At 63.6% G+C, this 21532-nt stretch carries 22 protein-coding genes; 7 read left to right on the top strand and 15 right to left on the bottom strand.

Going from position 1 to position 21532, the window contains the following annotated elements; all coding sequences use genetic code 11:
• Positions 1-69 precede the first annotated feature (69 nt).
• Positions 70-477 carry a VOC family protein gene (locus tag ASH00_RS15485; RefSeq protein ID WP_056550163.1) on the bottom strand — a complete coding sequence of 136 codons (408 nt, stop codon included), beginning with the start codon at positions 475-477 and terminating at the stop codon, positions 70-72.
• Between the two features lie 160 nt (positions 478-637).
• Between ASH00_RS15485 and ASH00_RS15480 the strand changes: the two genes are divergently transcribed.
• Positions 638-1594, top strand: coding sequence for a carbohydrate ABC transporter permease (locus ASH00_RS15480; RefSeq protein ID WP_056550160.1), 957 nt, complete (start codon positions 638-640; stop codon positions 1592-1594).
• Positions 1595-1596: 2 nt separating this feature from the next.
• Positions 1597-2538 (top strand): carbohydrate ABC transporter permease, encoded by a 942-nt coding sequence (locus ASH00_RS15475; protein ID WP_056550156.1) that lies wholly within the window; start codon positions 1597-1599, stop codon positions 2536-2538.
• Positions 2539-2618: 80 nt separating this feature from the next.
• Here ASH00_RS15475 and ASH00_RS15470 read toward each other — a convergent pair whose 3' ends face one another.
• Together ASH00_RS15470 and ASH00_RS15465 are read right to left on the bottom strand one after the other, a co-directional pair.
• Positions 2619-3998 carry an extracellular solute-binding protein gene (locus ASH00_RS15470; protein ID WP_056550153.1) on the bottom strand — a complete coding sequence of 460 codons (1380 nt, stop codon included), beginning with the start codon at positions 3996-3998 and terminating at the stop codon, positions 2619-2621.
• Between the two features lie 193 nt (positions 3999-4191).
• Positions 4192-4770, bottom strand: coding sequence for a helix-turn-helix domain-containing protein (locus ASH00_RS15465; RefSeq protein ID WP_056550151.1), 579 nt, complete (start codon positions 4768-4770; stop codon positions 4192-4194).
• A gap of 142 nt (positions 4771-4912) precedes the next feature.
• On the opposite strand from ASH00_RS15465, the gene ASH00_RS15460 reads away from it, so the two are divergent.
• Complete coding sequence (locus ASH00_RS15460) at positions 4913-6445, top strand: sodium:solute symporter (protein ID WP_056550148.1); 1533 nt, start codon at positions 4913-4915, stop codon at positions 6443-6445.
• 90 nt (positions 6446-6535) lie between these two features.
• Here ASH00_RS15460 and ASH00_RS15455 read toward each other — a convergent pair whose 3' ends face one another.
• From ASH00_RS15455 to ASH00_RS15445, 3 genes are all read right to left on the bottom strand, one after another.
• Positions 6536-7678 (bottom strand): AI-2E family transporter, encoded by a 1143-nt coding sequence (locus ASH00_RS15455; RefSeq protein WP_056550145.1) that lies wholly within the window; start codon positions 7676-7678, stop codon positions 6536-6538.
• Between the two features lie 70 nt (positions 7679-7748).
• A complete protein-coding gene (locus ASH00_RS15450; RefSeq protein ID WP_056550142.1) occupies positions 7749-8075 on the bottom strand; it encodes a DUF202 domain-containing protein in 327 nt (108 codons plus the stop codon).
• A gap of 1 nt (position 8076) precedes the next feature.
• Positions 8077-8463 carry a YidH family protein gene (locus ASH00_RS15445; protein WP_056550334.1) on the bottom strand — a complete coding sequence of 129 codons (387 nt, stop codon included), beginning with the start codon at positions 8461-8463 and terminating at the stop codon, positions 8077-8079.
• A 242-nt stretch (positions 8464-8705) separates the two neighbouring features.
• Between ASH00_RS15445 and ASH00_RS15440 the strand changes: the two genes are divergently transcribed.
• Positions 8706-9800 carry a VIT1/CCC1 transporter family protein gene (locus ASH00_RS15440; protein ID WP_235563345.1) on the top strand — a complete coding sequence of 365 codons (1095 nt, stop codon included), beginning with the start codon at positions 8706-8708 and terminating at the stop codon, positions 9798-9800.
• Here the strand turns inward: ASH00_RS15440 and ASH00_RS15435 are convergent.
• Complete coding sequence (locus ASH00_RS15435) at positions 9761-10831, bottom strand: DUF808 domain-containing protein (RefSeq protein ID WP_056550139.1); 1071 nt, start codon at positions 10829-10831, stop codon at positions 9761-9763. The two genes, ASH00_RS15440 and ASH00_RS15435, sit on opposite strands and share 40 nt — an antisense overlap.
• A 299-nt stretch (positions 10832-11130) precedes the next feature.
• Here ASH00_RS15435 and ASH00_RS15430 point away from each other — a divergent pair, with 299 nt between their 5' ends.
• On the top strand, positions 11131-12684 hold the full coding sequence (locus tag ASH00_RS15430) for an LTA synthase family protein (RefSeq protein ID WP_235563344.1): 1554 nt from the start codon (positions 11131-11133) through the stop codon (positions 12682-12684).
• A 273-nt stretch (positions 12685-12957) separates the two neighbouring features.
• Here the strand turns inward: ASH00_RS15430 and ASH00_RS15425 are convergent, their stop codons facing one another.
• The 7 genes from ASH00_RS15425 to ASH00_RS15395 all read right to left on the bottom strand — a co-directional run bounded on the left by ASH00_RS15425 (position 12958) and on the right by ASH00_RS15395 (position 19233).
• Complete coding sequence (locus ASH00_RS15425; RefSeq protein ID WP_056550136.1) at positions 12958-14010, bottom strand: S66 family peptidase; 1053 nt, start codon at positions 14008-14010, stop codon at positions 12958-12960.
• Positions 14011-14055: 45 nt separating this feature from the next.
• Positions 14056-14415, bottom strand: coding sequence for a hypothetical protein (locus tag ASH00_RS15420; protein ID WP_056550133.1), 360 nt, complete (start codon positions 14413-14415; stop codon positions 14056-14058).
• A 4-nt stretch (positions 14416-14419) separates the two neighbouring features.
• The gene (locus ASH00_RS15415; RefSeq protein WP_157359179.1) at positions 14420-14686 is read right to left on the bottom strand and encodes a glycosyltransferase family A protein; all 267 of its coding nucleotides are present in this window, start codon (positions 14684-14686) and stop codon (positions 14420-14422) included.
• Positions 14683-16176, bottom strand: a complete 1494-nt coding sequence (gene rfaE2, locus ASH00_RS15410; protein ID WP_056550128.1) for a D-glycero-beta-D-manno-heptose 1-phosphate adenylyltransferase — start codon at positions 16174-16176, stop codon at positions 14683-14685. Before rfaE2 ends, ASH00_RS15415 begins: the two co-directional genes overlap by 4 nt.
• Positions 16173-17588: an aldehyde dehydrogenase family protein gene (locus ASH00_RS15405; protein ID WP_235563343.1), complete on the bottom strand. Its 1416-nt coding sequence runs from the start codon at positions 17586-17588 to the stop codon at positions 16173-16175. Before ASH00_RS15405 ends, rfaE2 begins: the two co-directional genes overlap by 4 nt.
• A gap of 100 nt (positions 17589-17688) precedes the next feature.
• Positions 17689-18630, bottom strand: a complete 942-nt coding sequence (locus ASH00_RS15400) for a Rieske 2Fe-2S domain-containing protein (RefSeq protein ID WP_056550125.1) — start codon at positions 18628-18630, stop codon at positions 17689-17691.
• A gap of 393 nt (positions 18631-19023) precedes the next feature.
• Positions 19024-19233: a hypothetical protein gene (locus ASH00_RS15395; protein WP_056550121.1), complete on the bottom strand. Its 210-nt coding sequence runs from the start codon at positions 19231-19233 to the stop codon at positions 19024-19026.
• Positions 19234-19396: 163 nt separating this feature from the next.
• Between ASH00_RS15395 and ASH00_RS15390 the strand changes: the two genes are divergently transcribed.
• Together ASH00_RS15390 and ASH00_RS15385 are read left to right on the top strand one after the other, a co-directional pair.
• The gene (locus ASH00_RS15390; protein ID WP_056550118.1) at positions 19397-19600 is read left to right on the top strand and encodes a YegP family protein; all 204 of its coding nucleotides are present in this window, start codon (positions 19397-19399) and stop codon (positions 19598-19600) included.
• Positions 19601-19644: 44 nt separating this feature from the next.
• Positions 19645-20838 carry a glycosyltransferase family 9 protein gene (locus tag ASH00_RS15385; RefSeq protein WP_056550115.1) on the top strand — a complete coding sequence of 398 codons (1194 nt, stop codon included), beginning with the start codon at positions 19645-19647 and terminating at the stop codon, positions 20836-20838.
• On the opposite strand, the gene ASH00_RS15380 is transcribed toward ASH00_RS15385, so the two are convergent.
• Complete coding sequence (locus ASH00_RS15380) at positions 20804-21511, bottom strand: SDR family oxidoreductase (RefSeq protein WP_056550113.1); 708 nt, start codon at positions 21509-21511, stop codon at positions 20804-20806. The two genes, ASH00_RS15385 and ASH00_RS15380, sit on opposite strands and share 35 nt — an antisense overlap.
• Positions 21512-21532 lie beyond the last annotated feature (21 nt).

Here is a 21532-nt window from a genome sequence, read left to right as displayed (position 1 = left end):
GCCGTAGCAGATCATCGCGAACAACCGCGCCGGTGGCTGGCGGAAACTGAAGCAGGGCGAGCCAAACACCTAGGAACGCGGGATTAGCGGCTTCTCTGCGCGGGCCTTGATCTGCTGCACAGCCCAGGAATTGCCATCAGGGTCATCAAAGCCAAAGAAGGTGCCGCCGTCGCGCTCGTCAAAGACGGTGACGTCGCCAACCTCGACGCCTCGGTCCAGCAGCTCTTCACGCGCCGCGTTGATGTCGGCGACCACAAGTTGAGGGCCTTTCAGGGTGCCCGGCTGCATCGCGTCCATGCCCGGGCCGTTGCCGAACACAATGGAGCAGCCGGAGCCGGGCGGCGTCAGTTGGGTGAAGTGCATACCGCCCGCGTCCGTCTCGAAATCCTGAACGAATCCAAGTTTGTCGCGGTAAAACTCGATCGAGCGCGCGATGTCACTCACCGGCACCACAACGACTTCCAGCGTCCAGTCCATTGACAGCTCCTGACCTTGAGAGGGATGGCTCACGTTATCGGACCACCCTCTGGGCGTATAGCCCATCGATTCTCGAATGGGAAGATTTGTGCCGTAAACAAAGCATGCTGATGGCTTACTCTGTTCAGAAGCGACTCTGCCGACAGCAAGGAGGTGCAGCATGGCCATAGCGGTTGACTCCCCCCGGAAGAGACGGCTTCGGCGTCCCCGCTGGATCAAGGAACCCTTCAACAGGGAGGCGAGGGCAGGGTATCTGTTCATCCTTCCCTGGGTGGTTGGGTTCCTCGTGTTCACGCTCGGAGCCATGGTGTACAGCCTCGTCATCTCCTTCACGAATTACGACCTCTCCACCGACACCGCCACGCCTGTGGGCTTCAGCAACTACGAACTGCTGTTCAAAGATCCCAAGGTGATGACGTCCCTGGGCAACACGCTGTACTACGCCGTACTGTCAGTGCCCCTCGAGATCTGCTTCGCTCTGCTCCTGGCCTATCTGCTGCACCGCATTCCCGAACGGGGGGCCGGCGTCTTCCGCATCATCTACTACCTGCCGAAGATGACGCCATCTGTCGCTGCCGCGTCCATCTTCCTCCTGCTCCTCAACGGGAACTCCGGGGCGATCAACGGCTTCCTGGGCATTTTCGGGATCGACGGGCCGCAGTGGCTGATTGACCCGGACTGGATGAAGCCGTCCATCATCATCATTGGCCTGTGGAGCGTCAGCGGCACCATGCTGATCCTCCTTGCGGCGCTGAAGAATGTCCCGCAGGACCTGTACGAGGCAGCGTCCCTCGACGGCGCAGGGGCCATCCGGCAGTTCTTCTCCGTCACCCTGCCGATGATCTCCAACGCCCTGTTTTTCTGCACCATCGTGCTGACCATCGCCGCGCTCCAGGTCTTCGACCAGGCGTTCCTGCTCTTCTACAGGGACACGACAAGCGCAGCACCCGACGCCGCACTCTTTGTCGGTGTCTACCTGTTCCAGCAGGCTTTCCAGCAGTTCAACATGGGTTTCGCTGCGGCCATCGCCTGGCTGCTGTTCGTCATCATCCTCCTGATCACGGTCTTCCAGGTCCGCTTCGGAAACAAGTTCGTCTACTACGAGGGGGGCCGGTAACCATGGCATCAGTTCTCAAGTCGCAACCGCAGGCTGCCGCTGAGTCGGATCCGCGGGACAAGTCCGCCGCAACCCCCACGCAGCGCTTCCCCTGGTACAAGCCGCGCAGCATCATTGGGCGGGTCGTCCTCTGGGCGCTTCTCCTGGGATTTTCCGTGCTGTTCCTGTACCCGTTCGCGTGGCTGCTGGCGGCAACGTTCAAGCCACGCCAGGACGTCTTCGACAACCGGCTCATCCCGGAAACCTGGGTCTTCACCAACTACGTTGAGGTGTGGGACCAGCTGCCGCTCCTCGCCTGGATCTCCAACAGCCTGATCATCGCCCTGCTGGCAGCCGGGCTGGTGACCTTCTCGAGCTCTCTGGTGGCCTTCGGCTTTGCCTACTTCCGTTTCCCGTTCCGCAACCTGCTGTTCGGCCTCGTGCTTGGAACCATGATGCTGCCCGGAGCAGTGACCATGATCCCGGTCTACCTGATCTGGAAGGAACTCGGCTTCCTCGGCACAACAGTGCCGCTGTGGGGAGCCAATCTCTTCGGCTCAGCGTTTTACATCTTTCTGCAGCGCCAGTTCTTCCTTGGCCTGCCCCGGGATATCTTCGAAGCCGCCCGCATCGACGGGTGCAGCTACTTCGGATTGTTCCGGCGGATCGCCATGCCGCTGTCCATCCCGTCCTTCATCATCGTGTTCATCTTTGAGTTCCAGGCGAGCTGGAATAACCTGCAGGCGCCGCTGATCTACCTGAACTTCGGCAGCCCGGACCAGTACACGGTGCCGCTCGGCATTTCCTACGCGATGTCGCTGTTCAGCCCGACCTCCGGCGGTGAGGCCGACTACCAGTACGTGATGACAGCGGCCCTGCTGGTAACGCTGCCCATGCTGATCCTGTTCGCTTTCGGTCAGCGGTACTTCATCGAGGGCCTGGCGGGACAGGGCCGCAAGGGCTGACCCACCACCGGGGCGCAAAGAGAGGGGAGCCAGCCTTGCGGCCGGCTCCCCTCTTTACGTCTTAACAACGACGGCGGCGCCTACTGTGCGCCGGCGGTCGCCTGTTCGTATACGAGCATTGCGGCGGCCTGCGCATCGCCCAGTGCTTCCTCGATGGTCTTGTCACCGGACATCGCGGGAGCCATGGCGTTCTGCAGTTCGGTCTGAATTTCAAGGCCAGCCGGCGATGAACCGAGCGGCACACCGTTCTCGAGTGCCTGGTAATAGGAGTCGATCAGCTGGTCGAAGCCCTCGTTGCCGGTCGGCTCCAGGTACTCCTCCTTGATCAGCTGGTCTGCGGTCTGCGAACCGGTGAAGATGCCGGTGAAGATGCCGCCCTCTTCCATCCCCGAAACGCGCGCCTCGGCTGCTGCCATCCAGGCTTCATCCGAGGTGTTGGTGACGGCCCACTTACAGGCTGCCGCCTTGTTCTTGGCACCCGTCGGGATCACGTAGGACTGCCCGCCGGCAACGGCGATGGCCTCACCGTCCTGGTTCCGCAGCGGAACACCGGAAATCTCGAGCTTGTCCGCATAGTCGGCCAGGACGTTGGGGTACCACTGGGCGTACAGCCCCGCACCAACCTGGTCAGCAACGAACTGGTTGTTCTCGCCGAAGAAGTCCCAGGTCTGGCCGAAGCTGTAGGCCGTCTCGTAACCACCCTGGGCGTCGTAAATCTCCTTCAGCCAGGTGAGCGCTTCAATATTGGCTGGGTCATCGAGAGTCGGTTTTCCGTCCTCGTCCATGATCTGCCCGCCGAACGCGGCGAACCAGATCGGAGCCTGTGACGGCATCTGAGGATCGAACCCGAGACGGGTGGGGTTCTCGCCGTCGGACTCGTACATCTTCTCTGCAGCGGCGAGAACGGCATCAGGATTCGAGGTGTCAAGATCCTCGGCCGTCACACCGGCTTCCTCCATGACGCGTGTGTTGGTGATGATTGACCAGGGCTGCCAGAACTGGGGAATGCCATACACCTTCCCGTCATAGGTGACGTCCTGGAGCACCGCAGGGTAGTAATGCTCCTCAGCGTTGACATCGTGGGTAGTGAAGCATTCATCAACCGGCTCGATCAGCCCCTTGGCCGCATAGGTCGCCACATACTGGCGGTCCATCACCACAAGGTCCGGCAGTGTTCCGCTCGCGGCCTGCGCAGCGAACCGCTGGGGATCGAAGTTGCTCTCGTTGATCTCAACGGTAACGCCGTCCTCCTCCAGGGCGGCGGTAGCAAGGTCCGCACGGGACGTTGCCACCTCATCGCCCAGAGTGAAGCCGCCCGTCGTCATGGTGCCGGAGAGTTCTGCTCCGTAATCTGCGGCCTCGCCGCCATCGGCAGTCCCGCCGCCTCCGCCGCCACATGCCGTGGCGGTCAACGCAACAGCCGCAACCACCGCAAACCCTGCTGTCCGAAAAGTTTTCATCGCTCCAGTCCCTTCACAAGCTAGCGCGCCGGGCACCGGCGCGGCGTCGTCGAGGCATCGAGGCGAACAACCGGTATGAGCCGGCCTGCCGCGATGAGTGACCACAACAGTCGCCGATCCTGTATAGACCGGCGTCATTCGATCAGTATTCCATAAGCTCGCTTGGTATCCCGGTAACGATTGGGACAGGAAATCAGCTTCTGGACGCCGCTGGGACCAGGGTCCACAGCACCACCGCTTCCTCGTCGGAGGGGTTCACCCAGGTGTGCGGTTCCCGGCCCGGGAAGGTGATGGTGTCACCCGCTTCCATCGCGTACCGGTCGTTGGAGAAAATCAGCTCGAACCGGCCAGCCACAATATGCAGGGTCTCCACTTCGCAGTCCACCGAGTACAGATCCGACTCGCCTTTGCCATTGGGTGCAACAACAGCCCGAATCATCTGAAGGCGTTGCTCCGAACGCGCTGTCATGAGCCGCTCGTTGATGCCTTCACCACCGAGACTGATCTTCGGTGCTTCACTCAGCCGGGTGAGATGCGTTTCCGGGACGGTGAAGAGATCCCCGATGGAGATGGACAAAACCTGGCACAGCGTCACGAGAGAAGCGACCGACGGCGACGTCAGGTCCCGCTCCACCCTGCTGAGGAAGCCTTTGGTCAGCCCGGTGGAGTCTGCCACCTGTTCGATCGTCATGCGCTGGGCCTGCCGCGCTGACCTGATCCGCGAACCAATCGCGACCGGCGCGTTGCTCGGTTCTACTGGGAGAGCCTTCACTGTGGTTCCTTCCGGGACTGCTGGTTTACGAGCATACAGACGCTGTCCGCTCCGTCACACTTGACCTGTTACTTCGGTCACAACTAGCCTAATACGCAACATCTGTTGCTTATAGGTGAAACCGCCCGTTCTCAGGAGAATCATGGAATTCGTCAACGTCGCCATCGTGGTGGTCTACCTCGCCTCGATGCTAGCCTTCGGCTGGTGGGGCAAATCGCGCACCAAAAATACCAGTGACTATCTCGTTGCCGGACGGCGGCTGGGGCCGGTGCTGTACACCGGCACCATGGCGGCGGTCGTCCTGGGTGGAGCCTCCACTGTCGGCGGTGTGGGACTTGGCTACCAGTTCGGTATCTCCGGCATGTGGCTGGTTGTCGCCATCGGCACCGGCGTCCTGGTGCTCAGCCTTTTCTTCGCCCCTACCATCCAGAAGCTGAAGATTTACACGGTCTCCCAGATGCTCACCCTCCGGTACGGGCACGAGGCCACCAAGATCGCAGGCTTCGTCATGCTCGCGTACACCGTGGTGCTGTGCGCCACGTCAACCGGCGCTTACGCCACCATCTTCGTCGTGCTGTTTGGCCTGGACCGCTGGCTTGCGATTGCACTCGGCGGAATCATCGTGCTGATCTATTCGACCATAGGCGGCATGTGGTCCATTACGTTGGCAGACATGGCGCAGTTCATCATCAAGACCATCGGCGTCTTCGCGCTCATGCTCCCCTTCGCGCTCTCCGCCGCCGGCGGGTTCGACGGCATCCGGGAACGTGCCGGGGAGGAGTTCTTCAGTATCACCGGAATCGGTGCGCAGTCCATCATCACCTACTTCGTGGTGTACACGCTGGGGCTCCTCATCGGTCAGGACATCTGGCAGCGCGTCTTCACCTCCAGAACGCCGGGCGTCGCCCGATGGGGCGGCACAACTGCTGGAATCTACTGCATCCTCTACGGCGTCGCCGGAGCCCTGATCGGCATGGCAGCCAGCGTGCTGCTGCCCGTCCTCGAAAACACCGACGACGTCTACGCCCAGGTTGCCATCGACGTCCTTCCCATCGGCATCGGCGGGCTGGTCCTTGCTGCCGCAGTCGCGGCAATGATGTCCACTGCGTCCGGCGCATTGATCGCCGCGGCAACCGTGGCGAGCTCCGACGTCGTACCTTTTGTCCACAGCTGGCGGCGCCACGGGCTGCGCGGCGGTGCCACGGTGGCTGCAGAGGGCCACAGGGAGTCCGACCCGGAGCACGACGTCGCGAGCAACCGCATGTGGGTACTGGGGCTTGGCGTTCTGGCGGTGCTGGTTGCGATCGTCCTGAACGACGTCGTCGTCGCGCTCACCATTGCCTACGACATCCTGGTGGGCGGTCTGCTGGTTGCCATCCTCGGGGGTCTGGTGTGGAAGCGCGGCACCGGCCCGGGCGCAGCGGTTTCGATGATCGCGGGGTCGGTCGTCACACTCGGCACGCTCGCGGTCTACGCAGGACTGGCGATCGGTGACGGCCTGTACGCGAACGAGCCGATCTACTTCGGCCTCATTGCCTCGGCCGTCAGCTACATTGCAGTCTCGCTTGCCACGAAGCCAACGGACCCGGCGGTCATGACGGCGTGGAACAAGCGGGTGGCGGGCGAGGTCCAGGAGGAAGTTCCCCTCGAGGGGCCGGTGACTCCGGTTCGCTGACGCTGTCCGCTCCCCAGTACAAAAACTGCCCGCAGGTGCAGGGCTGCCGTTTCGAACCGGCGGCCCTGCACCCGCGGGCAGTTTCTGTGTTTACGGTTCCTGCGCAGGCACCGCCCCGGCGCCGTCCGGATCGGATGTCGCAGGCACAGCAGCCGGCTCCGGCTCATCCTCCTCGTTCCATGCCTTGATCGCCGCCCACGTAACTGCGGCCACCGGTACGGCAAGAATCGCACCGACGATGCCGGCCAGGATGGTCCCCGCGGTCAACGCCAGCAGGATCACGAGCGCGTGGATGTTCAGCGAGCGCCCCATGACAACCGGCTGCAGGAAGTTGCCTTCCAGCTGGTTCACAACGACGACGGCGAGAATCACCATCAGCGCAACGAACGGCCCGTTGGCCACCAGTGCAACCAGCGCGGCGAGGACTCCCGCAACGGTTGCGCCGACGAGTGGAACGAATGAGCCGATGAACACGATCACGGCCAGCGGGATGGCCAGCGGCACACCCAGAATCAGCAGGGCGATGCCGATGAACACCGAGTCCACGGTGGCAATAATGGCCGTTCCCCGAACGTAGCCGCCCAGCACGTCCAGGCTCCTGTGCCCAACGCGCTGCGCGCGGTGCAACCGTTCCCCGCGGAAAGGCCGCAGCATGAAGGCCCAGATCTTGTCGCCGTCCTTAAGGAAGAAGAACAGGATCACCAGCATCAACAGCGCGCCTGTGAGAAAGCTGCCGGCTGCGCTGAGCCCGGTCAGCGCAGTACTGCCCACGGTCGAGCTCGTAGCGAAGTCGATCAGAGATTGCCGGGCGCTTTCGATTTGCTCCTGGTCAATCGGGATGGGTCCGGTCTGGATGAAGTCGTAGACCTGCTGGAAACCCTCGTTGGCCTGCTGGATCAGCTCGTCGAGCTGACTGCGTACCGCGAACACGATCCCGGTGATGACGCCTCCGAGCACCACCAGCAGCAGCAGGAAGGAGGTGGCAGTTGCCAGCGCGCTCGGCCAGCCGCGGCGTCGCAGCATGTTGACCAGAGGGCTGATGGCTGCGGCGAGGATCAGCGCGAGCAGCAGCGGAATGACCACGAGCCGCACCTGGATCAGACCGTAGATCGATACCACCAGCAACGTCAGGAGCAGGAGCAGCTGCGCACTGCGGAGGCTCACCCTTCCGAGGCCGTCCCTCCACGGGCTCGGCTGGTTGCGTGCTGCATTGGTGTCGCGTCTGTACTCCACGGCGCTTCTTCCTGGTATGAGAGGGCATGCTGAAAGCAGGCGGGTTCGCTACTACCCTACGTGCAGCCTGTTACAGCGGCAGGAACAGCACGGTGTAGATTCCGATCGAGCCCACCGCGAACACCGCCAGCGAGGTAGACATCACCGCCACAACATCCGCGTCCACCCGTCCCCGCGAAATCCCTGCGACGCTCCGCGCATACCGGCGGCGCTGGCTCACATAAATGCCGAGCGCCGCCGCCAGTGTTCCAGCCACAAGCGTTCCAGCGAACCAGCCGTAGGTTGGCACCCACCGCAGGAACAGGAGACTGGAGCCGACCAGCGCCGTCATTGTCCTACCCCAGGCCAGTGATGTCCGCTCCGGCTGAAGGCCGGAGTCCCGGACCAGCGCTGTCACCTCAGGTGCCCCGCATCAGCACGAAAACAACGACGACGGCGGCAACTACCGACCCTCCCAACGCCAGCAGCGGCGCCAGGAAAGGAAGCGGCAAAGGCGTGCCGTGCCGCATCGCACGCTCAACATTGAGCCAGCGAAAACACGCCACCGAAGAGATGATCATCGCATGCAGGAGCAGCAGGACGGCCAGGGCGGTCCGCAGCTGCGGCTCGAAGATCGCGGTGGTGAACGCCTCCACTGCGATCCCACCGGCCATCAGCGCCAGTGAGGTGCGGATCCACGCAAGGAACGTACGTTCGTTCGCAAGCGTAAACCTCGGGTCCGGCTCGGCACCTCCGCGCAGGAGGCGGCGGGCGAGACCACGCCGAGCGCCGTCGTCGTCGTTCATTGCGGTATCCACCGCCTCATCCTAACCAGTGCCGGCTTCAGGCTCCGTTGCGGGTACCATGGATGTTTGCGAAGGGGAGTAGTTCCGGAGTGCAATGCGCTCCGCGGCCTGTCGACATACTGGTGATCAGCGATGATGCCCGGCAGTCCACCGCATCAGCGGCGAACGAGACCTTCGGCCATGCATTCGTTAATGGCCGGAGCTCCTCAACAGCCCTGGCCGGAGAAAATCAGGAGCCGGCTGTGAGCCCCGAGGTAACCCGAACACCCGCCGAGATCAAGCGTTGGCGGCAGTATCTCGCCGACGAACGGGCAGAGGCTGCAACCTACCGCTACCTTGCCCGCAAGCGCGGCGGCGAGGAGAAGGAAATCCTCCTCGCTCTCGCCCAGGCTGAGGGACGACACGAACAGCACTGGCTCACCCTGCTGGGGAACGACGCCGGCAAGCCGTTGCGTCCGTCGCTGCGGAACCGGATTCTCGGCTTCCTTGCCCGGCGCTTCGGCTCCGTGTTTGTGCTGGCCCTGGCCCAGCGTGCCGAGGGCCGCTCCCCCTACGCTGCGGACCCTTCCGCGACCAGCGCAATGGCTGCGGACGAGCAGATTCACGAGGAGGTTGTGCGGGGCCTCGCAACGCGTGGACGCAATCGGCTTTCCGGCAACTTCCGTGCCGCGGTCTTTGGTGCGAATGACGGCCTGGTGAGCAACCTGGCTCTTGTCATGGGTATCGGCGCAACAGGAGTCTCGAGCGCTTTCGTGCTGTTCAGCGGTCTCGCGGGCCTGCTCGCCGGCGCGCTGTCCATGGGCGCCGGCGAATACGTGTCGGTGCGGTCGCAGCGGGAGCTTCTGACAGCGTCACGTCCCACGCAGGTCACCCTGACGGCAGCCAAAGAGCTCGATATCGACGCCAACGAACTCGTGCTGGTCTACCGCGCACGCGGCATGTCCCCTGAGGCAGCAGAACATCGTGCAGCCGAACGCCTGGGGCAATTCAGCTGTGACTGCGATCCGAGTTTCTCGCTCCAGCCCGAGCGTCAGGAACGGCAGGACGACCACGAGAGCGTGGGGACAGCGATGGGAGCGGCGGCCGCGAGTTTCTGCTTCTTTGCCTCCGGGGCAGTGATCCCCGTTCTCCCGTACATTTTCGGGCTCACCGGAATCACGGCTGTGATTGTCGCCTGCGCCCTGGTGGGGCTGGCGCTATTGGCGACAGGCGCCGTCGTCGGTTTGCTTTCCGGCGCCTCTCCGCTCAAGCGGGCACTGCGTCAGCTCGCCATCGGACTGGGAGCGGCCGCAGCGACCTACGTTCTGGGATTGGTGTTCGGCGTCTCTGTTGTTTGAGCGGAAGTTGCCTGAGCGGAATCGGAGTTGTGTTTCTTCGGTCGATAGCCCGCGATTGCTGCGCGTACATCTCCCTCCTCGTGCCCGCCTTTGTCCTTGCCGAACGGCAATGCCTTCAGCAGCGGGTGCACGATGGCCATGACGGCGAGGCCCCAGGCAAGTCCGACGATTGCCGACAACAGCGTGTTCACGAGCCAGGCCAGCAGCCCACCCACCACTGCAATACCCACGAACGGTTCTTCGAGGGAGTGGATGAGGTCGTACGGCGGGTGCCATCCAAGGTCATGGACGCCCTGCACCATGATGTGGCCACCTACCCAGAGCATGGCGATAGTGCCGATGAAGGTAATCGCGGCCAGCACCGCGGGCATGCCCTTGACGAGCAGCTCACCGAACCGCTTGGAGCCTGCAGAGTCTTTGGTTGTCAGGTGCAGCCCGATGTCGTCCATCTTGACGATCAGACCAACGGCTCCGTAAACGAGCACGGTGATCGCGATAGCCACGACAATCAGGATGAGCGCACGGGACCAGATGGACTCGGCGGCCACCTCGTTCATCGAGATGACCATGATTTCGCAGGACAGGATGAAGTCGGTGGTGATCGCACCCTTGATGACCTTGGCTTCTGCCTCGGGACCTCGCTCCACCGCTGGCGACTTCTTCGCATCGTGCTGACCGCGGAGCTTGTGCCAAACCTTCTCGGCGCCCTCAAAGCATAGGTAGGTGCCGCCCAGCATCAGGATGTAGGGGATGATGCCCGGGACGAAGGCACTGACGAGGAGCAACGCCGGCAAAATGATCAACAGCTTGTTGCGCAGCGAGCCCCAGAAGATTCGCTTGATCATTGGCAGTTCGCGGGACGGGTCAGCCCCGGAAACGTACTGCGGGGTGACTGCAGCATCGTCAATCACAACGCCGGCCGCCTTTACGCCGGCTCTTGCGGCTCCGGCTGCAACGTCATCCACCGACGCGGCCGCTATGCGGGCCAGGGCTGCGACGTCGTCCAGCAGGGCTACCAGACCGCCGCTCACCGAGTGCTCCCGTGATTTTCAGGGTCGGACGGCTGACCGTGGAGGCCTCGGTCGAGGCGCTGTGAAGACATGCTCCGAGTATATTCTGATGTCCCGGTCACCGCCCCGGGGACGGACCCGTGCTGATGATCTGTGATGGTGACACAGCAGAGGTTCAGGCGGGTGTTCGATGAAGTTTTCCTTCGTGGCTCGCGCATGAAATCCTTATGAACAATGGATATACGACTGGGCACCCGTGAACCGGACCACGATCGAGGGTGTTCAGCGGACATCCGAGCTGCGAAACGCGAGGGGTTGCCGTGCTCGGCTCAATTCTTTCAGTGACCCGGCGCGCCGGCACCTTCCTCGGCCGCACGTGTATCTACGCGCTGATCTGGGCGGGCCTCGCACTGCTCATCGCTGCTGCCATCATTCGTTCCCACTGGGGCGAAATCTCCGTTGGTCAGATGCTGCTGAACCTCGTCTCCGTGGAAACCGACGGCGGTGGCGGCCCCATCATCTGGATCGCCGTCCTGGGTATTGGTGTAGTTCCGCTGCTCATCACCGCCGGGATCGCGCTGTGGCGCTACGCCCGGCATCGTAGGCGGCGGAACAAAACGGCGGTCATTCCGCCGCGATCGCAGTGGATCATGAACACTGTCTCCGGCGTTCTGGTGGCCGGGCTGGTTGTCGCGGGCACCACGTCCTTCGCCAGCACGGTCAGCCTGTGGGATTACATCAAGGCGGCGAATTCGTCGTATGACATCGGCAACTACTACGTGGAGCCGACGGTCACCGGCGATGCGCTCAAGCGAAACCTTGTGTTGATCTATCTTGAGTCCGGTGAGGGCACCATCGCGAATGACCAACTCTTCGAGAAGGACGCATTCGCTTCTCTCAAAGAGGTCACTAAGGCTTCAGACGGTTGGCAAAGCGTCGAGAGTTTGCGCGAGTACAAGGGTGGTGGCTGGACAATGGCCGGCCTCGTTTCGACGCAGTGCGGCATCCCGTTGAAGGGCACAAGCTCCGCCATGGGAAGCGGCGCGCTGAACAGTCTCGGCGGTGAAGTCGACACCTATCTGGGTGGGGCTACCTGCCTGGGCGATCTTCTGGACGAGCAGGGATACAAGAACGTTTTCCTGGGCGGCGCCAATGCTTCATTCGCCGCTAAAGACGTCTTCCTGAGCAGTCACGGCTACTCCGAGATCAAAGATCTCTCCGACTGGCGAGCAGCCGGTGAACCAGAGAACAACTTCCGCAGCGACTGGGGCCTGAGCGATGAACGGCTGATGGCCTACGCCAAGGATGAGATCGACGTGCTGCACGCCGAGGCGGAGAACACCGGGCAGCCGTTCAACCTCACAATGCTGACGCTGGACACACACGCCCCGCTGCACGTCTATGACTATTGCGACGTGGACACGGAGAACGCGACCACCTCGGTGTTCGCCTGCTCCATGACCCAGGTGGCCGGATTCGTCGACCACATGAAGGAGAAGGGCTATCTTGAGGACACCGCCGTGGTGATCATGGGCGACCACCTCAAGCAGCTGACTACCGGCGACCCCTTTGAGGACCAGTTAAGCGGGAATGACAACCGCACCATCTTTAATCGGATCTGGATCCCGGGAGCGGACAGCAGCACCATCGTGCGCTCCGAAATGGACCAACTGAATCTGTACCCAACAATTGTGGAGGTGGCCGGTCTTACGCTCCAGGATCAGGAGGCAGGCCTGGGCGTGTCAGCCTTCGCTCCATCAGTGCCCGCTGACTCAGCGCAAGCGATGAATCCTGATGCCTACGCTGAGCTGCTCGACGCGGCCTCTGCGCAATTCTATGCAAAGGCCTGGGCCGGCGAACCAGCCATCGAATAGCGCTGAACCGAAGAGTCACACCTGTTGTTCAGCGAACGTTCCCTGCTCAAGCGAGATCGATCCAATAGCGACGCTTGCGGCCGGCGCCCGCGCCCACGTTGTCCAGAACGCCACGACACCGCTCGATCGTTGCAATCGACCCTGGGTTGTCGTCGTCGCAAGTAACTAGCGCATGGAGCCCGCAGCACTAACTGCCCAGGAGCATCCAGCCGCGATGGGCCGGGAGACTGTGGCGTCGGCATTTTCAAAACCTTCCCAAGGACTCGATCAGGCCTACCTATAAAGGGCGTTTATGGTGCGGGCCTTCCCGTCCATCGTGATCGGTCCGCCATAAGGCAGGATCCATTGTGGCCGCGTATGCCCGAAGGGCACACCAGCGCAGACTACGGCGCGAGGGTTGTATGAAGTTACCTGCTCGATGACAGCACCGTACTGGGCTGCCCGTAGGCCGGCGCGTTCCCGCCGCTCAGGGCGGGCTCCGAAGTCGCTGGTGGGAGGCCGCGCAAGCAGAACCCCTTCTACTGCTTCGAGGATGCCGCGTTCCCCAAGTGCCCGAACCCAACGTTTTACCCAGTCCGCAGGAGGAATGAGCTCGCTGGTCTCCAGCAACAATATTGACCCGCGGAGATCCGCGGCCCGCGGTAGACGATCGGCCAGGGCGAGCTGATCGATGACCTCCAGACAACCTCCCCAGGTCCGCCCGGACACCTTGCGTTCGGGTCCAGCCCAGGTCCACGCTTCGGTGGGCTCCCGCTCTCCGAACTCGACAAGCGCATCAGGGTCTTGCCAATCAAGTCCGAAGTCTTCTGATTCACCGGGCTCGACGATTTCCAACTCTTCGCCCGTCATCAACGCAGCTTTCAGGGAGGCACGGTGGATGCCGTCAATCTGAGGTCCCGGTCCGAGGTGAACCTGAGTTGACCCGCCGTAGAAACCTGACACGCCCTGCTGCCATAACCAATTGAGCAGGTTCGTATTGTCGCTGTACCCAAGGAAGATCTTCGGATCGGCACGAACCGCCGCCGGATCCAGCAGTGGGATGACGGTGATCTGGTCGTCACCACCGATCGTCGACAGAATGGCGCGAATGCTGGTATCCGCGAATGCAGCGTTGAGGTCAGCAGCGCGAGCTTCGGCTGTCGCCCCGAGCAGACGAGTCGTGGGAAACTCCACGGGAATGAGCCCAGTCGCAGCGGCTAGGCGGCTCATTGCCTGCTCATGAATGGCCGGCGCGAAGCCAGGTGCCGCAAACGAGGGCGACAACACCGCAACACGATCACCCTTGGCGAGTTTCGGCGCCGACACAATTTCCCCCGTGGCAAGCATCCCGCAATTCAAACACAGCAGCGTTCGGTCCGGAATTCGCTCGACCTAAACCTCATCGACACCAAGCACGACGTCGGCCGCATCCGTTTCGCGGTACGGCACCGTAGTGGGCGATTCGAGATGCACTGCTCGCGATGGCAGAATTCCGGCGCCGCCGTACCGTTCCATCACGCGCCACTGCGCGGCAACGTCCTCGCCTGCAAGGTCGACGGGCAGCTGGTCCCAAAATCCAAACCCGCCGCAATCCACCAGTGCGTCCCGGTCGAAGAGAACACATCCTCCCACCCAGGCCACCTTGTACAGCCGCCAGTCCTCCGGGGCTAGGTTGAGCTCCGCTGCAGCGTGTGTGAGGTTGGCGGCGTTGTGCAGCGCCCACCGGCCAAAAGACGGGTCATCCCGCCGCACTCGCTCAGGGCGGACACCTTCTCTCCCACAGTTCAAGCGGTTCACGCTCGTGCTCCCGATAGTCATCGAGAAAGGACAGCCCCTGAACCGAGGCGCCCACGAAGCCGCAGCCCGCTTCATTCAGAGCGGCGTGCATGCGGGCAATCATTCCTGGTTCGAGCCAGACGTCATTATCCAGAAACAGCGCCTGCTGCGCACGAGAGTGCTCCAGCAGCATGTGCCGCTGCTGCGCCACTCCGCGTCGAGGCAGATTCCGCTCGAGCCGGCTCATTGCGCAGCAGTGGGAGCGGTACGGATTTTCTTGACCATCGCCGTCGTCGAATGCTCGGATACGTAGTCGAGGATTCGGACCACTCCCCCGCAGCGCTCCACGACCGGCGCCTCCTCGAGCATCTGGGACGAGTAGTCTCCGCCCTTCGCGTAGATATCCGGCCGCAACGCTTCAATGAGCGGCACCGGGGTGTCGGTGTCAAAGGCGGTTACATAGTCGACACAGCTGAGCGCCGCAATGACCCCCGCCCGGTCGGCGAGCGAGTTAATAGGGCGGTCCGGTCCCTTCAGACGACGCACCGAGTCATCGCCGTTCAGGGCCACAACCAGCACGTCGCCCAACTGCTTGGCCTGCGTCAGATAGCGCGTATGGCCTCGGTGCAGCACATCGAAGCACCCATTCGTCAGGACAATCCGCCGGCTCTGCTCCCGCTCTGACTCCACCCGCTGCAGCAGCTCATCCAGCGGCAGGGTTGTCGAGGACAGGCCACCCAGGTACTGCGCAAGATCGGCAGTGGAACACACCGATGTTCCAGCCCGGCCCACCACAACATCCGCCGCAGCCTGCGCCAGATCGAGCGCAGCGCTCATCGGCATTCCCGCGGCCCGCCCAGCCGTCAGGCAGGCAACGAACGTATCTCCTGCCCCGGACGCCTGTTTCTCGGATGCGGGCCGCGCCCACGTCCGGTGCGCCTGACCCTCCTCAGCGAGCAGCACTGTTCCGTCCCGGTCCAGCGTCACGACGACGGCGCCCGCACCCGTCGCCGCGAAAAGCTCCTCCCGGTGTTCGGTCACCAGGTCCACCCGTTCTCCCGCAGCAGTGGACGGGAACGCGGTGCCCAACAGCCGCGCCGCCTCCTGTGCATTCGGCGTCACGATAGCCGGCGACAAGTCCGACCACGGCCGCGGGTCATGCGCATCCACCACCGTAAGCGCCCCGCCAACGTGGTCCCGCAGCGCTTGCCGCACGGCGCCGCCCAGCGCTCCGGTGCCATAATCACAAACGACGACGGCGGCACTGCCCTGCAGCGCGGCCGGAACCGCCGCGGCTAGCGCGGCCACGGAATCCGCGGGCGGCTCACCGTCCTGATCATCAAGGCGCAGCATCACCTGGTCGCCGCCGATGACGCGGTTCTTGGTAGTTGTGCGGACGCCGGGCGCGGCGATCAGTCCGGAGGTGTTCACCCCCGCGCTGTCCAGCAGCGCGCGCAGCCGGGTGCCGGCGTCGTCGGTTCCGACCAGGCCAACCAGACGCACGCTGGCGCCGAGAGCAGCAAGGTTCATGGCTGTGTTTGCTGCGCCGCCGGGAGCGTAGTCCCTGCGTTGGACGTCGACGACGGGCGCGGGAGCCTCGCGGCAGAACCGTTCAATGTTCCCCCTCCACCAACCGTCCAGGATCACGTCGCCAACCACGGTCACCACCGGTGCCGCACGGGCAAGCTCGAGAGGCACCCACTCGGTGAGGCCACGGGTTTCCGACAGCGTAGTCATGATCCGATGGGCTTTCCGGGCGCCTCGATGTGCACTACCTTCACCCTGCAGAACTCGTCTAGCAACTCCGGTCCGTAGCCGAAGCCCTGGCCGCTCTCACCGCGCGGTTGGGCAGAGCCGCCGGGAGCGCCACCAAAGACTGCGTTGACCTTGACCGTTCCGGCTGGAAAAGCAGCAACTGCCTTCTGCGCGTGCGTGATGCCGGCGGTCAGGACATTCGCCGCCAGGCCGTACTTCCCCGCCGCTGCGAGTTTCAGCCCTTCCTCGAAGCTGCCCACGCGCACCACGGGAGCCACCGGGCCAAAGGTTTCCTCCGTCATGATCTCCATCCGGTCACTGCAGTTCAGCAGGACAGTCGCCGGGTAGTAGGCGCCGGGTCCATCCGGAATCACCCCACCTTCTGCCGGTTCGGCTCCTTCAGAGACCGCCGCCTGGACCTGCGCGTGAACGGCATCGCGCAAGCGGCGGTCAACGAGCGGCGCGAAAGTTCCGGACTCGTTGCGCCGTCGTGCTTCAGTGACCAGCGCGGCACAGAACTCGTCTGCAATCGCGTCCACAACGTAGATGCGTTCGACGGCGGTGCAAATCTGTCCGGTATTGCTGAAGGCGCCGATAGCGGCCTGCTCCGCTGCCCAGGCCGGGTCCACGTCGTAGTCAATCAGCAACGGATCATTGCCACCGTTCTCGCGGAGCACATGTGCGCCGGTGAGCACCGCAGCACGCGCAATGCGGGCGCCGGTGGCGCTGGAGCCAACGTGAGCGAAGACGTCAACGCCGTCCTCCGAGGTGAGCATTGATCCGACCTCGGGACCTCCGGTAAGGGTGGTCAGCACACCAGCAGGAAAACAGGGCGACAGGAGCTCGCCGAGCAGTTGGCCCACGTGCGGACAACGTTCGCTGGGCTTGTGCAGGACAGTGTTGCCGGTGACCAGGGCTGCACCGAGCAGTCCCGCAGCAACGGCAACCGGATCATTCCAGGGAGTAAGCAGCACCGCCACGCCACGCGGCTCCGTAACCGTGTAGTCAGAGGCGAGTGCGGACCCGCGGAGGCTGTGGCCGCGATGCAGCGGCCCCAGCTCGGCATACTGCTCAAGGGTGGAAGCTCCGGCCTCAATGCCGGCAAGGGCCTCCTCGCGCGGCCGTCCGGTCTCCCTGCTGTTCAGCTCTGCCAACGTGTCCGCACCCGCGCGCAGTGCGCCGGCTGCGGCTCGAACCATGGCTGCCCGCTCCGCGGGTGCCGTCGCGGCCCACTCCGGATGGACGGTCCTTGCGAGCTGGACGGCGAGCGCAACCTGCTCTCGCCCGGCGCTCTCGAGTGTTCCTACGGTGCTGCCGTCCCGCGGGTTCCAGATGGTCAGGGCGGATTCCTCGCCGACGCTGCCGCGGGTCATGGTCTGGGGCTCGCTCGTCATTGCGCTCCTTCGTCTCGCAGCTGTTGCTTCGTGCCAAAGAAGTACCCATTCGGCGGCGGTTTACACAGCCTCGACAACGCTTCTGCGTCAGAGTGGGCGGTTAGGAGCTGCTTCCGCCACCATTCAATCCCGCGCTACCGGTCACCGGTTCGGTCCGGAGGCTGCCGGGATCGGCAACCGCCCGTACCTGGACCCGGCCGTCTACCGCGCGCACCTCGAAAGCCCGCTGCGGCCTGGTTGCAGGGCCCCGGTCGATTTGCCCGTCCGCCAACCGGAAGCGGCTGCCGTGCCACGGGCATTCCACACATCCATCCGCGATCGTTCCCTGGTGGAGTGGTCCTCCGCGATGCGTGCAGCGGTCGGAGATCGCCCGCACCTCGCCGTCATGGCGGACAAGCAGCACGGCAACTCCACCGGCGTCTACACATACCGGTTTGTCGGTGACGTCCTCGAGAGCGGCAACATCGGTCCAGTCCGTCGGCGCAACCTCGAACGCAGTGGTGTCGGTGCCCACGCCGCGCGCGTAGGCCAGGTGCCCGCCGAGCCAGCCGGACGCTGACACGAGACCCATGCCAAGCGCCGCTGTCAGGACGCCGGCACCGCGCGCCTGGGTTGCGCGCGCAGCGGCGCTGGCGGTGAAGACCCCAAGAGCGGCGACGTTGAGGGCTGCGTGGACAAAGCCCACCCTGCGCTCGGCTCCCTGGGTATCTGCCCAGTCGCTCAGCCCGGTCAGGGCCGTCGGCAACGCCGTGAGGTTTCCGAGGATGATCAGCCTGCGCGCCGCCGTCGCACTCCCTGGGTTAGGTCCACCGGCCACGTCAAGGAAGAAGGCTGACGCCCACGATCCCAAGGGGAGCAGGACCAGAATGGGGTGGGCCGGATGCCCTATCCCGGTACCGCTGAGAAGATTTTTGACGGGTCCGGGCTTCAGCCACTTGCCCACCAGGTTTGCGAGCGCATTGGCCGGGCGGTCGAGGGCTTCGGCCCGTTCCACCCGCCCGATGACATTATCCAGCGACGCGTTGATGGTGGCCATGTCCATGGCAGCCACTCCTTCTGAGACGGTGAACCAGCAGATAGTCCGACGCTAGCCCAGCCCCCACGGAAGGGGAAGCAATAAGTACGCTTATTTTATGGGAGTGGATGCTCGTGAGCTCCGGATTTGAGCAACGTCATCCTCAATCAGCGCAGCATTCACCGCCACTGCGAGCCGGTAGAATCACCGGCGGCAACGATGACCTGGGCCGCCGGATCGGCAGCGTTCCCGGTCGCCCAGACTCCCTCGACGCCGGTCCGGCCCAGCTCGTCGGTGGTGACGCACCCCGTCCCGTGCCCGGCCGGGCACCGGGCAGCTTAGGTGGAGACGTCATTTTCGGTGTCTTCGGCGAGATGGGTAGATCTTCGTGGCGAGGTGAATCACTGTGCGTCATGGTTATCACTCCGAAGGTTCTGTGGCTACGTCCGATGGCGCTTCGTCGCCGTCCGCGCCATCCTCAAGGTCATCGTCAATACCGTTGTTGTCGTCGAACTCGGTTTCTTCAACTTCTTCCGGCGAGTTTCCTTCGCCCGGATCGTCGCACCCGGTCAGCAGCACGGCACTGATACCCGCCGCCGCTGCGATTGCCCAGAGCTTCTGCTTTGCCATGGCCAGTCTCCTTCCGCTCAAGGATTCGGGGCGGATCACCCCATATCAATCAACAGTATGCTTACTACTTTCCTCTTGTCGATGCTTGTCGGTATCCCCTCTATAAGTAGGCTGATAATCTAGGATGAATGGCGCTGGACACCATGTAACGAGGGAGTTGGAGATGGCGGGTAAGTTCGAGCTCTACTTCGATGATGCGAAGCAGTACCGGTTCCGGTTGACCGGGGATGACGGCGCAACCCTGATGACGAGCGAGCCGTATACCGACAAACCCACGGCTGTGTCCGGGATCAATGGCATCCGCGATTGCGCATCCACGGCGTTGATCAGCGACCTGACTGACGGTGACGGTAACGAAACCGAGTAGCGCTTCTCCCGTGCGCGCTGAGGACCCTGGACCCTAAGGTGACTATGACCAACAGCCTGGCAGCGAACCGGAAATCCGCAGCAATGGGCTCGGGCGTCGGCCCGCTTCTGGACACGTTCCCCAACGTCGAGCGCATCGCCGTCCTGCGGGGCGGCGGCCTGGGTGACCTGATGTTTGCCTATCCCGCTCTCAGCGCCCTTTCCGCGGCGTATCCGGAAGCGTCAATCACCCTGCTCGGAGTTCCGCTGCACGCAGAGCTCCTACGGAACAGGCCCGGTCCGGTCGCTGAGGTGGAAGTCCTTCCCTACGCGTCCGGAGTCCGGCCCGGGCCCGAGGACGGGACGGCGACCGCCGACTTCTTCGCAACGATGCGCTCCCGCAGCTTCGATCTTGCCGTGCAGATCCACGGCGGCGGCCGCAACTCCAACCCGTTCCTCCTCAAACTGGGCGCACGGCATACCGTCGGTACCCGCACACCGGACGCCGTCGAGCTGGAGCGCAGCGCTCCCTATATCTACTACCAGAACGAGTTCCTGCGATCCCTTGAAGTGGTGGGCCTCGCGGGAGCCGCACCGGTATGCCTTGAACCGCAACTGGTGGTGACGGAAGAAGAATGGGCTGCCGGGCAACGGATTACGGGCGCCGGAACACGGCCGCTTCTGGTGATCCATCCGGGTGCCACCGATCCGCGGAGGCGGTGGCCGGCGTCGTCGTTTGCCACGGTTGCGGCGTGGGCTGCACGCGACGGCAGCGATGTGGTGATCGTGGGCGACGACGGCGACGCCCCCTTGGCCGCGGAAATTGTCCGGTTGGCAGCCGGTCACCAGGCAGCGGGTCACCAGGCAGCCGGCCAGCACCGAGGTGGAGCCGCGTGTATCCGGTCCCTGGCCGGACGACTCTCGCTCAGCGAGCTCACCGGCGTGCTCTCAGCAGCAACCGTTGTTGTCGGTAATGACAGCGGACCACGGCACCTGGCCCAGGCGGTCGGGACGCCGACAGTAGGGATCTTCTGGGTGGGCAATGTCATCAACGCCGGAGCGATGGGGCGCGTACTGCACCGCGTGCATGCGGCGTGGACAACACAGTGCGCGGTGTGCGGCGTGGACGTGACGCAGGTGGGCTGGACCGCTGAACGGTGCGAGCATGATGACTCGTTTGTCCAGCAGACCCAGCCCGATGCCGTTTACGACGACGTCCGGGACCTTACGGCCACGACCCCTCTTCTTCGTGGCAGATAAGCATCTGCCGGACTTCGCAGCCCCGCGGCTGCGATAGAGCGAACAGGATTGCCTCCGCCACGCGCGCCGGGTTGTTGAGGCGTGAGTTGTCCTGCGGCTTGTACTTCTCATCGCGGTCATCGAAGAACTTGGTCTCCATGCCACCCGGGATCATGGTGGTGACCCCCACTTCTCCTGCCATTTCCGCTGCCAGCGCATGGCTGAAACCCACCACTGCAAACTTCGAGGCGCAGTAGGCGGTGGCGTCCGCGACGGCCCGGATACCCAGGGTCGAGGCGATGGTGACCACCCGTCCGTGGCTCGTCTTCAGGTAAGGCAACGCTGCACGGACGGTGGAGACTGTGCCGGTGAGATTGACCGCCAGCACCTTTTCCCATTCCGCGGCCGCCACGTCCTCAAGCCGGCCGCAGCGGTCTATGCCCGCAGCCGTGACGACGGCGTCCAGTCCGCCGAGCGTATCGCCCGCCTGCTGCACGGCGCCGGTCACCGCCTCACGGTCTGCGACGTCGACCTCCAGCGCTTTCACCCCGGAGACACTGCTGATATCCCGGTCCAGCACAATGGGGGTACCGCCGGCGTCGAGCACGCGGGCTACGACCGCCGCTCCCAGCCCGGATGCTCCGCCGGTGACCAGTACACGGCCCGGATTGAAGGTGCTGTTGCTTTCAGACATGTGGTCCTCTCTGTGCTCTTT

Origin of the sequence: Arthrobacter sp. Soil782 (genome assembly GCF_001428435.1) — a bacterium.
GTDB lineage: Bacteria > Actinomycetota > Actinomycetes > Actinomycetales > Micrococcaceae > Arthrobacter_D > Arthrobacter_D parietis.
The sequence above is the reverse complement of the archived record's forward strand: the minus strand, read 5'-3'. Positions and strand labels throughout refer to the sequence as shown.

Coding starts and splice junctions, on each gene's coding strand:
- ASH00_RS15485 (WP_056550163.1), bottom strand. CDS start 477: ATGGACTGGACGCTGGAAGTCGTTGTGGTGCCGGTGAGTGACATCGCG.
- ASH00_RS15480 (WP_056550160.1), top strand. CDS start 638: ATGGCCATAGCGGTTGACTCCCCCCGGAAGAGACGGCTTCGGCGTCCC.
- ASH00_RS15475 (WP_056550156.1), top strand. CDS start 1,597: ATGGCATCAGTTCTCAAGTCGCAACCGCAGGCTGCCGCTGAGTCGGAT.
- ASH00_RS15470 (WP_056550153.1), bottom strand. CDS start 3,998: ATGAAAACTTTTCGGACAGCAGGGTTTGCGGTGGTTGCGGCTGTTGCG.
- ASH00_RS15460 (WP_056550148.1), top strand. CDS start 4,913: ATGGAATTCGTCAACGTCGCCATCGTGGTGGTCTACCTCGCCTCGATG.
- ASH00_RS15445 (WP_056550334.1), bottom strand. CDS start 8,463: ATGAACGACGACGACGGCGCTCGGCGTGGTCTCGCCCGCCGCCTCCTG.
- ASH00_RS15425 (WP_056550136.1), bottom strand. CDS start 14,010: ATGCTTGCCACGGGGGAAATTGTGTCGGCGCCGAAACTCGCCAAGGGT.
- ASH00_RS15415 (WP_157359179.1), bottom strand. CDS start 14,686: ATGAGCCGGCTCGAGCGGAATCTGCCTCGACGCGGAGTGGCGCAGCAG.
- rfaE2 (WP_056550128.1), bottom strand. CDS start 16,176: ATGACTACGCTGTCGGAAACCCGTGGCCTCACCGAGTGGGTGCCTCTC.
- ASH00_RS15405 (WP_235563343.1), bottom strand. CDS start 17,588: ATGACGAGCGAGCCCCAGACCATGACCCGCGGCAGCGTCGGCGAGGAA.
- ASH00_RS15400 (WP_056550125.1), bottom strand. CDS start 18,630: ATGGACATGGCCACCATCAACGCGTCGCTGGATAATGTCATCGGGCGG.
- ASH00_RS15395 (WP_056550121.1), bottom strand. CDS start 19,233: ATGGCAAAGCAGAAGCTCTGGGCAATCGCAGCGGCGGCGGGTATCAGT.
- ASH00_RS15390 (WP_056550118.1), top strand. CDS start 19,397: ATGGCGGGTAAGTTCGAGCTCTACTTCGATGATGCGAAGCAGTACCGG.
- ASH00_RS15385 (WP_056550115.1), top strand. CDS start 19,645: ATGACCAACAGCCTGGCAGCGAACCGGAAATCCGCAGCAATGGGCTCG.
- ASH00_RS15380 (WP_056550113.1), bottom strand. CDS start 21,511: ATGTCTGAAAGCAACAGCACCTTCAATCCGGGCCGTGTACTGGTCACC.